Below are 14,673 nucleotides of genomic sequence, written 5' to 3' on the forward strand. Positions count from 1 at the left end.
ACTTTTGACAGACTTTCTTACTCATCTTAAAGCTCGTGCCAAATCGCTTTCGTGCGTGGTCATGGTCGGTGTGGTCTGCCTTGTGAGCTGTGCCAACCCCGCAATGGCATCGAATTCAGATCCGGACCAGGGCGAAGATCGAGTTTCAGATAAGCAGCGTTCGGAACAGCGACTCGACGCAAGGAAAGCTCAACGGCCGACTCTGTTGAAGGTTACCGCCGATCAGCAGACCACCGCTTTGGAATTCGCCAAAGAACACCACCCCGAACTCGCAGCGCTGCTAGACCGATTGCAGAAAAATTCTCCGACTCAGTTTGCCCGCGGAATTCGCGAAGTGCATCTTGCGGCTCAACGCCTGGAACGCATCGGCCAGCGGCAACCGGCAAGGCGGGAGGCAGAGCTAAAGAAATGGAAGCTTGATTCTGAAATCCGTCTGCTCACCGCAAAGTGGGTGATGTCACAGGATCCGGAGTTGAAACAGAAAATTCAGCAATTGCTGCGCGAACGCTATGAGGCTCGGATCGACCGTCTGAAGGCAGAACGGAACCGAGTGGCCGAACGTTTGCAGCAGCTTGATCAACAAATTGGCATGAGCACCGAAGAGATGGAAGCGGATCTGGCGGCCGATTGGGAACGCCTGACTCGCCAGGCAGCAGCGGCTGCAAAAGACAGAAAACGACCGGCGAAGAACGTGTCGCCGAACAACAAGAATCAGAAATCGAAAACCGAAAAAAGGCCAAAGGCATGAAAGCCAACGGATACGTTTTGACAACGCTGCTGCTCAGCGGTTTTCTTTCGGCAGGCACTTACGCCGCCGAATCAACGACCGACGGCGTGGCTACCCGCTTCTCTGGCGGCACTTCTGAAACGCCTGATTTCCAGCGTCACGTGGTCCCACTGCTGGGCAAGATGGGCTGTAACGGGCGAGCGTGTCACGGTTCTTTTCAGGGCCGCGGCGGATTTCGCCTATCGTTGTTTGGCTACGACTTTAAATCCGACCACGAAGAACTTACCGGTCGAGTTGACCCCGAAACGCCGGCGGAAAGCCTGGCACTTCAGAAGCCACTCATGCAGATCCCTCATGAAGGCGGTCAGCGGCTGAAGGAAAATTCTTGGCAGCATCGCGTCTTGCTGAACTGGATCAAAGGCGATTCGCCCGGCCAAAGCAATGACGCTGCGAAGCTGACATCACTGGAAGTCACACCTGCTGAAATTCAGTTTTCGGAAGACGGCCAGGAAGTTCAGCTGCAGGCTGTTGCTGTTTGGTCAGATGGAACTCGCGAAGTTGTTACCGAACTGTGCCGCTTCCAGTCCAACGACGATCAGGTGGCCGATATTACAGATTCCGGGTTAGTCGCCGCTGGAACTTCAGGCGATACTCATGTTGTCGTCAACTACGACAATGCTGTCGTACCCGTCCCCGTGCTGCGACCCGTTTCTGACCAAACGGGCGATAAGTATCCTGCCACGCCAACTCCCACCGAAGTGGACAAGCTTGTCGTCAGCAAACTTCGCAAGCTGGGAATGGTTCAGTCGGACCTGTGTACAGACGAAGAATTCCTGCGGCGAGTCAGCCTTGATGTCACCGGAGCGTTGCCGACGCCTCAGGAAATTTCCGACTTCGTTACAGATACGAATTCCGACAAGCGAGCCAAAAAGATCGACGAATTATTGGAGCGGCCAGGCTACACGGCATGGTGGACGACAAAGCTTTGCGACTTCACCGGCAATAGCGATGCTCAGCTGAACAATGTGACGCCGATTCGAGCGGCTGCTTCTGAGCAGTGGTACGACTGGATTCACGCACGAGTTGAACAGAACGTGCCATATGACGACATCGTCGAAGGTCTGGTGATGGCAGAAAGCCGTGATCCTGGCGAATCGTACGAAGACTATTGCACAAACATGAGCCGTCTGTATCACAAGGATTCCGACTACTCGCAGGCCGACCGCCAGTCGCTGCCACACTATTGGGCACGACGCAACTTCCAACAGATGGAAGATCGCGTGATCGGTTTTTCTTACACGTTCCTTGGTCTGCGAATTCAGTGTGCTCAATGCCACAAGCATCCGTTTGACCAGTGGACGCAGGACGACTTCAAGGGTTTCCAGGGATTCTTTACTGGTGTCGTCGGGCGAAACAACAACGCCCGGCCGGACAGCAGGAAAGACTACACCGCAATGCTGGCCAAATTCGAGACAGGTAATTTGAAAGGCAACCAGCTGCGTCGTGAACTCGGCAAAATGCTGCAGAAGGGCGAAACGGTTCCATTCGGCGAGGTCTACACAACTCCGCCACCAAAACTCGTTGTTCAGGAACGCAACGGCAAGAAACGCAAAGTCCGAAAGGGTGGCGGACGTACCGCCACAAGCGCTCGGCTGCTGGGCGAAGAGGAGATCGATCTGACACAGTACGAAGATGTGCGAGAACCGCTGATGGCCTGGCTGCGTTCGCCGACCAATCCGATGTTTTCCAAGGCGTTTGTTAACCGAGTCTGGGCGAGCTACTTCAATGCGGGCATCGTGAATCCACCGGACGACCTGAACCTGGCAAATCCACCCAGCAACGCGCCACTGCTGCAATATCTGGCCGATGGTTTCATCGCTCATGACTTTGACATGAAGTGGCTGCATCGGGAAATTCTCAACAGCCGCACGTACCAACTTAGCTGGAAGCCCAACGACACCAACCGTCTGGACGAACGCAACTTTTCTCGAGCAGTGCCGCGTCGCCTGCCCGCCGAAATTGCGTGGGACATGGTTTCACAGGCCGTCAGCAACGACGAGAAATATGCACGCTTCACCAGCAGCAATGATGGCCGAGCGGTCGCGATTCCGGGAGCTGGAACTCGCTACCGCAACGATCGCACCGGTGCTGCTTACGCGTTGACGATTTTCGGACGTTCAATTCGCGAAAGTAATTGCGACTGCGATCGGTCCGAAGAACCCAGCCTGCTGCAAACCATATTCTTGCGGAACGATGGCCAGGTGCTGGACATGCTCGACAGCCGAGACGGCTGGCTGGCTCAGGTCGCCAAAGAAAACGGCGTGGCCTTCAACGCCAAGTCGCCGTCGCAGTCTGATCGAGCGGCCAAAGCGAAGGCAGAACAACTCCGCCGTACGTATGCCAACCGCGTGAAAGCTCAGCAGCAGGCCATCAACAAACTGAAAAAACAGGACGGCGATGAAGCAAAGATCGCTCGCCTGGAAGCGACACTCGCAAAACAGAAGCAAAAGTGGCGTAAATTTCTTAGACCGGCGGACGCCGAAGGTCCTGCAGCATCGAAGCAGGCGAACGAAAACCAATCCATTGATGTTGCGAAGGCAGTCACGGACGCGTATCTCAGAACGCTCAGCCGTCCGCCAACCGACGACGAAGCAGCCACGGCAGCTGAATTCATCACCGATGCGAAGGATCCACTTGAAGGGCTTCGCGGCGTGATGTGGGCGTTGCTGAATACAAAAGAATTTATTGTGAATCATTAACTCCACTTCTCGCTGCGAAGTCAGCGCTTCGTTTACCCCGCAGCCAAAAGCGCAGGCGTTGCGGGAAACAGCTGTGTTGCAGCAAGACGGAAGACCTGCGAACACCCTCACAAGACACCTGCGCCTTCGGCTGTGGGTTCAACGATCTGCGACCACGACAACATTCCAACAGGACAAACAATCATGGCATTTTTCCGAACATGTGACGGTGTCGGCCGACGTGACTTTCTGCGAGCTGGTGTGGCCGGCGGTGCCGGACTGACACTCGCCAATTACATGCAGATGTCACACGCCGACCAGATCAATAAGAACGCCAAAGCGAAGTCGGCGATCTTCATCAATCTGAATGGTGGTCCGTCGCACATGGACACCTTCGACCTGAAGCCTGACGCACCGGACGAATATCGTGGTGAGTTCAGTCCGATCCAGACCAACGTCCCCGGAATCTACATTTCCGAACACCTGCCGAAGCTGGCGAAGGTGATGGATAAGTTCTGTATTCTGCGAGGCGTGTCGCACAGCGTGGCGGCTCATCAGCTGGGTACAGAATACGTCAACAGCGGCAATCGCCCGCTGCCGTCGCTCGAATTTCCCGGTTACGGTGCCGTCGTCAGCAAAGAACTGTCTGGCGATCCGGAGCTACCAAAATTCGTCGCGATTCCTCGCAGCGAACAGCGGCCAGGCTATCTGGGCGTGCGATACGCTCCGATGAATACCAGCGCGACGCCTCAGATTGGCAATCCGTTTCGTGTGCGAGGCATGTCGCTCGGCAGCGGGCTGACGGTTGAAGACGTGGAGAAGCGAAATAACCTGCTGAGCAAACTGGACCGCACGTTTGGTGACTTCGAAGATGACAGCCAGTTGCTGGATGGTCTGGGCCAGTTCGGCCAGCAGGCTCACGCGATGATCACCAGTGCCAAGTCGCGCGAAGCGTTTGATGTTTCGAAGGAATCGAAGGAATTCACCGAACCGTTCGGAAGTTCGGGCCTTGGGGCGAGTTGTCTGCTGGCGTTGAGGCTGGTCGAATCCGGCGTTCGGTTCGTCACCGTCACCAACGGCGGCTGGGACACTCACCGCGACAATTGGAACGCTCTGTCAACTCGCCAGTTGCCACCGCTGGACGAATCGCTCGCCGCTCTGTTTGCGGGCCTGGAAACTCGCGGACTGCTGGATTCCACCGTAGTTTACGTGACGGGAGAATTCGGCCGTACGCCGAAAATCAATACCGAACGCAACGGCCGCGACCACTACCCTCGCAACATGTTCATGCTGATGGCAGGTGGCGGCGTCAAGGGCGGACAGGTGTTGGGCGAAAGCGACGAAAAGGGCACGATGCCGAAGAACGAAGGCTTCAGCCCGGACGATGTGGCCGCTTCGTTCTACCATTCGCTGGGCATCAACCACGAACAGGAATACCACACGAACACTGGTCGCCCCGTGATGATCGTCCGCCAGGGGAAAGTTATCCCCGAACTGTTCGCGTAGAATGAATGCTTTCAGGAGCGAACCTTCGCTGGTCTCGTGTCACTTCACCAGCGACAGCACCGGGTCGAAAAACCGTTTGTAGCCGCCCCCACTGATTGAACCGGACAGTGTAATCGCGTCGGCAACGTGAACGTCGCTTCTGCGCCATTCGCCGCCGGAAATCACGCAGTCGTCGCTAAACAGGCCCTTGTCTCGCGTGATCGCGATCGAAGACGTGGACGCCCAAATACCGGAACCGTCCGGCTCTGCAGACACCAGGGCCGCGCGGCGCTGGTGGACATCGTGAGCGTGCTGAATGACGACCAGAGCCAGGCTGTCGTCTCGATGCAAAGTGCCCGCCTGCTTTAGCGACACGCCGTCGAAGATCGCCACAACTTCTTCATCGTCCAGCAACTCGGCCAGGATCGATCGAGCCATCAAGCCATCCAGTTGCGGCAAATCATACGAATCGACGATCCGCAGTTTTAACTCCTGGCGAAAACAATCGTGCAGCAGCGTTTCGGATTCGTCGCGTGTCCGGCGAAAGTAACACGCCGTTTCAATTAATAACTCTTCGACGTGCGGATCGCTTTTCTCCGATCGGATCACACAGGACATCAGCGACTGCAGAAATGTCTTCGTGATTTCTGCCGAAGGGTCCAGATCGGGCGGTTCAAAGCGAACGTCGCTTCGAGCCTCAGCCAGTTCCTGCAACAGCGGGCTGCGGCGAGGCAGGGCGACCGAAGGCATCAGATCGCTGGCCCCCGCCAGGTCAGCCGCAACGTCTGGCTTCAGTTCCAAAGTGGAAACCAGGAATGCGTGAACCGATCGTAAAGCCGCCTCAGCACGTTCATCGGAATGAGCGGTCGAGACCTCGCCCGGTTCGCCAAAATGCAGCTTCAGGTCCAATCGAGATTCCACATCGTTCTGCCATTCACTTCGCACCTCAGGCGTCTGACCGTGAACATGGTTGCGATAAAAGTGCTCCAGGCGTTTTGCGATGTCTTCCCGCGCCGCTCGAGTCAGGCCCGCCGAATCGGCAAGCCGCAGTCCGGCCGCACGGTGGTTGGCGATGCAGCGATACAAGTAGATGCGGTCGTATTCGCTACGCAGCGGCAGAGCCGTGAGTTCTCGAAGAGCGTGCACCAGTGAGTCACGGGAAATCGGAAAGCGGCTGACCAGTTCAGCAAGTTCGCTACCGTAAACCCACGCCGCGTCGCGTTGGCGATATCCGGGCCCGTAAACGTTGGCGACTTCCGTTCCAATAATCGTAATGAAATCGTGCAGTGCCGCGACCGCCTGGCGATCGACGACGTTTTCGACCATCTTCTGAGTCCCGCGGCGTCCGATCTCGCTGGCAAGCCACCATGCGCCGAGCGTTACGGGGTTCGCTCCGGCGACAATTCTTCCGGCATAAGCTGAACGGCTAAGATGCTTTAGCCATGGGGCAACCTGCTGATAAGCGCCGTATCCCTGAATGGCTTTCCGCAGGTAGCCGTGCAATTCGTTGATCGTGTACCGCTTGACGTCCAGAGGAAGTTGTTCCAAAAGCACAAGCGAATGCAGGCAGATGCGGCTAACTGAGCGAGCGAGCTGTTCGAAGCTGGTTTCCAAAAGCGGGTTCGCACTGTTCGGCGAATAAATCCTGGCCACACGCTGAATCAGATCCAGCACCTCGCCACGAATCGTACTCAGATCCACCACGCCATTGACGGTGTAATCATTCTTTCGGATCTTTTCGTAAACGCGTTCTGCTTCGCGTTCCAGCAGCAAATTGACTTGCTGATCCTGCGCTGAGAACTGCGCACTGGTCGAATGTTCCACCAACGCCTTGTGGTCACACGCGGGATATTCGGCCAGTTCCTGAAAGCGAGCAGATCGTTCCAGCAGGTCGCGGTTGCGTTCTTCAATCCGGCTGGACTGAGTTTGAAACACGGCCGCCTGAGCCTTCTGCCAGCGTTCGAATTCTTCACGTTCCTGCTGAAGGTTTTCTCGTTCTGCCGCGAGTGTACCAGCAGGCGCGGCTGTCTTCGCACGAAGGAAATACAGACTCGCCAATCCAACAATGGCCCCGACGCCAACGACCCATTTCCCAACCGCCGGTGACGGCAGCACGAACGCCCCAACCAGTACCGCCACGGTCCCGGCGACGATCAGCGTGATCGCTTTTTGGTTCGATTTCATCTTCATGCAAAACTCATCCCGCCCAAACTGACGTTAGATCCCAACAATCGACCACCATAGCAGATTGGCAAAAAATCACAGACTCCAGCCTCTTCACCGAACAGCAACTTTCCTGGCTGTCGTCCGGGGAAGGCCCGGAAGTGTCCTGAAAACTGCAGACCTTTGCACTGCGATCAACGCTTGACTCGCCCGGTTTCGGCCCCGACACTGTTTTCCTCTGACGCCGGTGGATTATGTTGATGGACCATGCGGCGGTGTACCGGCAGAAGCGACAAACGTAAAGCTCCCCACTCATCGGAAGGCTAATCTCATGACGCACGCAGATTCTTCTCATTCAGACTCCTCCCGCCGCGAGTTTCTGAAAACATCCGCCTGCACAGCCGGGGTCCTCGGCGCCGCGTCCCACCTGGCAGCCAGCGCGGCGGCCACCTCGACCAGCCCGAACGAAAAAATCCGCATCGGCTTCGTTGGCCCAGGCAGCCGTGGTTTTGGAGCTCACGTCAAACGATTAACGATGCTTCAAACGCAAGGTCAGCCGATCGAACTGGTCGCCGTGTGCGATGTGTACAGCGAACATCGCGATCGAGCGGCAAAGCACATCGAAAAAGAAACCGGCCACGCGCCGCAGAAGTACGAAGACTATGTCGAAATGTACGAGAAGGCCAATCTGGATGCCGTCTGTATCGGCACACCAGACCACTGGCACGCGAAACAAACGATTGATGCACTCAACGCCGGCCTGCACGTTTACTGTGAAAAGCCGATGACCAAAACCGTCGAAGAAGCCATCGACGTCATGAAGACATGGCAGAAAAGTGGCCAGGTCATGCAGGTTGGCGTGCAGTCGACCAGCCTTCCGGTTTGGAATCAGGTCAATGATATTCTGACCTCCGGAAAACTCGGCAAAGTGCTGATGTACCAGACGGAATACTTCCGCAATTCGGCCCAGGGCCAGTGGCGGTACTACAAGCTGGACCCACAAATGAACCCCAAAAACATCAACTGGAAAAAATGGTTGGGGGTTGAAGAAGGCCTGGCGGAATACGAAGACTTTGACCGAGCAGTGTATCGTCAATGGCGACGTTTCTGGCCGTACGGATCAGGCATGTTTACCGACCTGTTCGTGCACCGCACGACGACCATGTTAAAAGGTACCGGCCTGCGGTTTCCCGGTCGTGTGGCCGGAGCGGGCGGCCTTTATCTGGAATACGACGGCCGCAGCGTGCCCGACGTCGCGACGGTTGTTGCCGACTTCCCGGAAGGCGTTCAGGGCCTCGTGACCGCCACGATGGCCTGCCAGGACACGCCAATTAAGCAACTTATCCGCGGCCACTTCGGTTCGCTGGTGTTTGGCACCGGCGAACAATTCGAAGGCTTCGACTACATCCCCGAACGACCTCAGGTCACGCGAGACAGTAAGTTGAAGAAGGAACACATCGCGACGACGCCAGTCGTCGACACCACGTACGCTCACTTCAAGAACTGGGTCGAAGCGATGGTCGCCAACGATCCGGCGATGTGCAACAACGACCCGGCATTGGGGGCCGCCGCCATCACCAATGTGATCCTGGGAGCTCGCAGTTATCGCGAAGGAAAGATCTTCCACTTCGACGACAAGACTTACACAATCAGCGACGGCAATTCGTCGTGGGCCGATCAGTGGGAAAAACGTTCGGCCGAACGAGGAACCCCGAACCACATCGCCGGCTGGAAAGCAGGCGACCACGGGAGCGTGCTGGAAGAACCCGACTACATGAAACTCGCCGGCCCATGGAAAAACGGCAAAGACCCATCCGCCGGTTGATTGAGTGCTAAACACTATTCGCACTCTGGAAAGGTTAACCGCGTGCCCCTCGCGCCGCGCAATGCTGTAACCGAGGTTGGCTTAGAGAAACGAAGCCAACGTTGGTTTGCGCGGTGACTACGCCTCAAACTATCACAGTTCCGTTCGAAACGTGAATCCTGGCAAGCTGCAGGCACGCTGGATGCGGCGTCTCATCCGGACGCGGACCGCAATCGCGCGAAACATAAGTCCCCATCACATCTCTCACAAAACAGCCGACTCCATGTCTCATTCAACCACCGCCGCTTTTGTGCTTCGTTGCTCTGGCCTGCTGTTGGTGTGCGCCGCGCAATCTAGTTTATTTGCCGACACGACTACCGAAACACTGGCCGCAAAAATTCAGCCGCTGATCGACAGGCACGATGGTGATGTTGGCGTGTACGTTCAGCACCTGACCAGCGGTGTCAAGTTTCAGCATCGGCCGGACGCCGTCATGCCGACAGCCAGTCTGATCAAGCTGCCAGTGATGATCGAAGCGTATCGTCAGGCTGACGCCGGAACGATCGACCTGGATTCGATGCTAACGTTGCACGACTCCGACAAAGTGCCGGGCTCCGGCATTTTGACAACTCACTTCAGCGATGGAATGCAGCTTAGCCTAAGGGATGCAATTCGGCTGATGATTGCCTATTCCGACAACACGGCCACCAATCTTGTGGTCGACGCGATCGGCATGAAGGCCACGGCTGAAACCATGGAGAAGATGGGGTTTCCGGAAACGAAGCTGCATTCAAAAGTGTACCGAGGCAGCTCGTCCGTGTTTCCGAAACGCAGCCAGCAATACGGGCTGGGCAGCACAACGGCAGCCGACATCGTCGCGTTGCTTCAGCAGTTGCACGAAGGCAAACTGGTGTCGCCGAAAGCGTGCGACGACATGAAAGCACATCTGCTGGCATGCGAAGACAAAAAGAAACTGCCTCGTTTTCTGCCCGCCGGCGTCAAGGTCGCTCACAAGACCGGATCCGTTTCCAAATCTCGCTGCGCTGCCGGACTGATGTACACGCGTAGCGGCCCCATCGCAATCTGCGTGCTCACCAGCAACAACAAAGACACAAGCTGGGGCGATAAGAACGCGGGCGACCTTTTATGCAGCCACATCGCCAAAGCCGCCTGCGACTATTTCAACCCTCGCGGCACAAGCGGTTCTCCACAACGTGAACTGCAGGAAGGCGATTTTGGAGAACTGGTTGAAGCGCTGCAACGCACGCTGAACGTTCGCATGACACCGTCACCGGATTTGTCCGTCGATGGGGACTTCGGTCCCGCCACAGCGGCCGTGGTCACGAAGTTTCAGAATGCGCGCTCGTTGAAAGCAACGGGCATCGTCGCCAGCGATACGTGGGCAGCACTCAGCCCGCTGCTGACCGAAGCAACGCCGGTGCCGGAACCGGACGTCGTGAACGCGGAACAACTCCCCATAGAACCGGCCGACAAACTGACCGGACCGCCGATCGTCAGTTGCGAAGCGTGGGCAATCGCGGACGCTGCGACGGGGGATGTACTATGGCAACATCGCGGGAAGGAATCTCTACCGATGGCCAGTACGACCAAAATCATGACGGCCTACGTCGTGCTGAAGCTTGCCGAAGCGGATGCAAAGGTTCTGGATGAAACGGTCGTATTTTCTGGTCGAGCCGACCGAACGCGAGGTTCGACGTCCGGAATTCGCGAAGGCGAATTGCTTTCGGTGCGTGAGCTACTTTACGGGCTGCTGTTGCCGTCCGGTAACGACGCGTCCGTGGCTTTAGGCGAACATTTCGGCAGCCGACTTTCAGACTCAAACGCGGAAGACGCCGATCCGTCGCCTGATCCGCTGGCGTCGTTCGTCGCCGCAATGAACGCTGCCGCATCGGAACTCGGCATGACTCAAACGGCGTTTGTAAACACTCACGGCCTGCCCGCTGCAAACCATCACTCGTCCGCGGCCGACTTGTGTAAGCTTGCAAAGGCAGCGTTAAGCCTTCCTTTGTTTCCGCAGTATGTTGAAACTCGCCAGCGAGGCTGCACGGTTAAGAGCGCCGCGGGCTATTCGCGCAACGTGATGTGGAAAAACACGAACCGCCTTCTGGGCATCACAGGGTTCCATGGCGTTAAGACAGGTACCACCAGTGATGCCGGAGCGTGCCTCGTCTCAAAAGGAAGCCGCGGCGATCGAGAGCTAATCCTGACAGTGCTTGGTGCCAAGTCGTCGACCGGACGCTACGTCGACACTCGAAATCTTTACCGCTGGGCATGGAATGAACTCCAGACCGAAACGTCCGTGCCGTAGGTCCGAAAAAAAGACAGGGACGCGGGTGGGCGAGATGCATTGCCGAGCACTCACGGACGGCGAGCAGACGCCACTCGGCAAGCGGCAACTACAGCAGGTCCTGCCGGGCATGATTTTCGACTCAGGATCTCGAGTTTAATACGAGTCGTTTAGCCCGTAGCCGGAGGCGCAGGCGTTGCTGTGGACGGCTGGGTCGCAGCGGAAGCGGAACACTCACCGACGCCGATCAGCGGACGCCTGCGCCTTCGGCTACGGGTTAAACGATCCGCTGGCTTCGCCGCTAAACTACGCTGGGCGATGTGGCGCATTGTTCCGATGCACGAGCGAATACACGCAAGGCACCAGTACCAGCGTCAACACGGTCGATGCAATCATTCCGCCGAGGAGCGCTCGGGCCAGCGGAATCATGGCTTCGTTGCCGGGCGCAAACTGGATCGCCAGCGGAAGCATGGACGCGATCAGCGTCAGTGACGTCATCAGGATTGGTCGCAGACGCACCTGAGCTGCTGACAACGCGGCGTCGCGAGCATTCAGCCCTTCTGCTCGACGGCGGTTTGCGAATTCGACCAGCAGGATTGAATTATTGACCACCACGCCGATCATCATCAGCGTACCCATCAGCGACTGAATGTTGACGTACGTGTCGGTGGCATACAGCACAACCAACACACCGCCCAGTCCCAGCGGCACTGCCAGCATGATGATCAGAGGATCGACGAACGACCGAAACTGAGCCATCAGCACAAGGTACACCAGAACCCCGGCGACCATCAGGCCTGCTCCCAGAAGGTTCATACCTTCGTTCATCGTTTCCACCGGCCCACGAATCCTCGCGGACACTCCGTTGTCGAATTCCATGTCGGCCAGCACTGCCTGCACGTCAGCCGCCACCGATCCCACATCGCGGCCCGACACATTCACGTGTACGTCATTCACTCGACCGATGTTGTAATGAGCAATCTCACCCGGAATGTTCACTCGCTTGACGGTGGCAATATTCGACAGCGGAATCGTAACCGGACCGCTCTTCGTCGTCAGAGAAATCGGAATGTTGCGAATGTCGTCCAGTGATTCGAGTTTGTTGTCTTCGTATTGCACGCCCATAAAAAAGTCCACGCCCGACTTCGGGTCGACCCAAATTGTCGGTGAATAGCCCACGCTCGATCCCAAAGCCGTCAGCACTGTCTGAGCCACCTCATCCTGATCAAGGCCGAGATATTTGGCTCGCGTGCGATTCACCTGCACGTCGAATTGCGGGTAGTCCAAAGCCTGAGCGATCTGCACATCTTCAGTGCCGGGAATTTGTCGGATTGCTTCGACAACTCGTTCCGCATTGTCGCGGCATTGAGGAAGCGTGCCTGCTGCGATCTGTACGCTGATCGGCGTGGGCACGCCCTGATTCAACGCCATGTTGACGATGCCGCCGGAAACGAAGACGAACTGATCCAACGGATAGTCTTCCGCAAGCTTCTCACGCAATTTCGAAATGTAAGTCTTCGTCGCTGTCTGACGGCCTTCCTGTTTAAGATTGACGATCAGGTATGCCGTATCCGGTCCGGAATTCGAGCTCAGGACCGTTGAAAAGCCGGCTCCTTTGCCCACAGGCAGACCGATGTTGGCGATCAGCGTGTCGATTTCGTCTTCCGGAATCACTTCTTTGATCGTGTCTTCAATGGAAGCGACCAGCTTTTCGGTTTCCAACAGGTCAGTGCCCGGAATTGTCTTAACACGAAGTTCGAACGTGCCTGCGTCAACATCCGGAAACAGTTCTGTGCCGACCAGAGGCCACAACACAAACGATGCGCCAACACAGCCGATGATCAGCAGCGCTGTCAGCGCCGGGACCTTCAAAGCAACGTTCAGCAGGTTTCCGTAAATGCCCTTCGGCGTCGCACTCTCAGCCGCGTTGTCCGCCGTCACCCCCTGCTGGACTTTCTCACGAACAAATGTCGCGCAGAAGGCGGGGATGACGGTCAGCGCGAGCACATACGAGGCGCCGATCGTGAACGTCGCCGCCAGAGAAAGTGGAGCGAACAGATATTTGATCATGCCCGTTAAAAAGACAGCGGGCAGGAACACGGCCAGCGTCGTCACGGTTCCGGCAAGGATCGCTCCGGACACTTCCTGAGTTCCCTCAACGGCCGCAACCATCGGTGACTTGCCCATGCGTTGATGCCGGATGATGTTTTCGACGACAACAATCCCCGCGTCGACGACGGTGCCGATCGCCAGTGCGATACCGCCGAGTGTCATCACGTTGATGGTCTGTCCGGTGAACGCGAAGCCCAGCCCGCCGATCAAAATCGCGAGCACGATCGTCGACACGATAATCAGCGTCGGCAGAAATCGGCGTAGAAAAACGAGCACCACAACAGCCACCAAAACCGCGCCAAGGCCGACCTGGTTGTACAAGTTCGCCATCGCTCGACGAATGTAGTCCGACTGATCAGAAACCAGCGTCACTTCCGTTTCTTCGGGGATGTCGCCACGCTGCTTCATCTTTGGAATTTCTGTGGCGATGCCTTCGTAGATGCGATCAACCACGGCAATTGTGTTTTCGCCCGGTTCACGCAGCAGCGGGCAGTACACGCTGCGTTTTCCATCCACACGCACGATGTTGTATTGCAAAGCCGCATCGTCGACGACTCGGCCAACGTCGCGCACGAAGACCGGATTTCCGTCGCGCACTGTGACCGGGATCTCGCCGATTTCCTCGATCGTTGGCAGTGTGTTCTTCGGATGGACCTGGTAGTCGGTGCCGCCGATCCGAGCTGTACCGCCAGCGAGTACCAGGTTTGATTTCGTCACGGCATCCACAACATCCTTCGCGCTGACGTGGTGAGCCTGCAGTTTGGCAGGATCGACGTAGATCATCATTTGACGAAACCGTCCGCCAAACGGGTGAGGAATCTGAACTCCTTTAAGCCCGCCCATTTTGTTTCGCACCGCGTAGTAGCCAATGCTGTACAGTTCAGATTCGCTAAGCCCTTCGCCGGAAATCGCCGCCAACACAACAGGCAGATTGGAAGGTTCGCTGCGGAGCGTGAATGGCCACTCGATGCCGGGCGGCAAATGAAACATGTCGCTCGCTTCAAGATTCACGATGTCGTTCATCGCCGAACCCGGATCCGCGCCGGCCTGAAAGAAGATCTTGATCACGGCCGCTCCAGGAACGGTGCGCGATTCCTGGTGCTCAATCTTGCCGGCCAGGGTAAGAGCGCGTTCAACACGGGAACTAACCGACTTTTCCATGTCCATGGTCGGCAGTCCAGGGTAGGAAAAGAAGCTGACCACGACCGGCTGTTTAAAGTCGGGCAGAATGTCGATCGTGATGCCGGGGATCACCGCCGCGCCCAACAGACACAGCGCGATGGTCGCGCCCAGCACGGCAAATCGATTCTTCAGTGAAAAGTTGATCAGGCTCATG

Annotated in this window: 7 protein-coding genes; 5 read left to right on the top strand and 2 right to left on the bottom strand. The window is 56.8% G+C overall.

The features are described 5' to 3' along the window. The first annotated feature begins 4 nt into the window (after positions 1 to 4). The 3 genes from Fuma_RS16410 (at position 5) to Fuma_RS16420 (ending at position 4,971) form a co-directional block, all read left to right on the top strand. Positions 5 to 748, top strand: coding sequence for a hypothetical protein (locus Fuma_RS16410; protein WP_145944213.1), 744 nt, complete (start codon positions 5 to 7; stop codon positions 746 to 748). Further along, entirely contained in the window at positions 745 to 3,486 is a 2,742-nt protein-coding gene (locus Fuma_RS16415; protein WP_083732099.1) for a DUF1549 domain-containing protein, read from the top strand. Before Fuma_RS16410 ends, Fuma_RS16415 begins: the two co-directional genes overlap by 4 nt. A gap of 183 nt (positions 3,487 to 3,669) precedes the next feature. Beyond that, complete coding sequence (locus Fuma_RS16420; RefSeq protein ID WP_077028348.1) at positions 3,670 to 4,971, top strand: DUF1501 domain-containing protein; 1,302 nt, start codon at positions 3,670 to 3,672, stop codon at positions 4,969 to 4,971. 39 nt (positions 4,972 to 5,010) lie between these two features. Here Fuma_RS16420 and Fuma_RS16425 read toward each other — a convergent pair whose 3' ends face one another. Then, the gene (locus Fuma_RS16425; RefSeq protein WP_077025081.1) at positions 5,011 to 7,140 is read right to left on the bottom strand and encodes a hypothetical protein; all 2,130 of its coding nucleotides are present in this window, start codon (positions 7,138 to 7,140) and stop codon (positions 5,011 to 5,013) included. A gap of 304 nt (positions 7,141 to 7,444) precedes the next feature. Here Fuma_RS16425 and Fuma_RS16430 point away from each other — a divergent pair, with 304 nt between their 5' ends. Together Fuma_RS16430 and Fuma_RS16435 are read left to right on the top strand one after the other, a co-directional pair. Further along, positions 7,445 to 8,938 carry a Gfo/Idh/MocA family protein gene (locus Fuma_RS16430; RefSeq protein WP_077025082.1) on the top strand — a complete coding sequence of 498 codons (1,494 nt, stop codon included), beginning with the start codon at positions 7,445 to 7,447 and terminating at the stop codon, positions 8,936 to 8,938. Positions 8,939 to 9,200: 262 nt separating this feature from the next. Continuing rightward, a complete protein-coding gene (locus tag Fuma_RS16435; RefSeq protein WP_077025083.1) occupies positions 9,201 to 11,246 on the top strand; it encodes a serine hydrolase in 2,046 nt (681 codons plus the stop codon). 285 nt (positions 11,247 to 11,531) lie between these two features. Here the strand turns inward: Fuma_RS16435 and Fuma_RS16440 are convergent, their stop codons facing one another. After that, entirely contained in the window at positions 11,532 to 14,672 is a 3,141-nt protein-coding gene (locus Fuma_RS16440; RefSeq protein ID WP_077025084.1) for an efflux RND transporter permease subunit, read from the bottom strand. Position 14,673 lies beyond the last annotated feature (1 nt).

The sequence above is a fragment of the Fuerstiella marisgermanici genome, from assembly GCF_001983935.1.
Taxonomy (GTDB): Bacteria; Planctomycetota; Planctomycetia; order Planctomycetales; family Planctomycetaceae; genus Fuerstiella; species Fuerstiella marisgermanici.

Bases quoted from the DNA above. Each gene is read 5' to 3' on its own strand.
- Fuma_RS16415 (WP_083732099.1), top strand. From the start codon at position 745: ATGAAAGCCAACGGATACGTTTTGACAACGCTGCTGCTCAGCGGTTTT.
- Fuma_RS16420 (WP_077028348.1), top strand. From the start codon at position 3,670: ATGGCATTTTTCCGAACATGTGACGGTGTCGGCCGACGTGACTTTCTG.
- Fuma_RS16425 (WP_077025081.1), bottom strand. From the start codon at position 7,140: ATGAAGATGAAATCGAACCAAAAAGCGATCACGCTGATCGTCGCCGGG.
- Fuma_RS16430 (WP_077025082.1), top strand. From the start codon at position 7,445: ATGACGCACGCAGATTCTTCTCATTCAGACTCCTCCCGCCGCGAGTTT.
- Fuma_RS16435 (WP_077025083.1), top strand. From the start codon at position 9,201: ATGTCTCATTCAACCACCGCCGCTTTTGTGCTTCGTTGCTCTGGCCTG.
- Fuma_RS16440 (WP_077025084.1), bottom strand. From the start codon at position 14,672: ATGAGCCTGATCAACTTTTCACTGAAGAATCGATTTGCCGTGCTGGGC.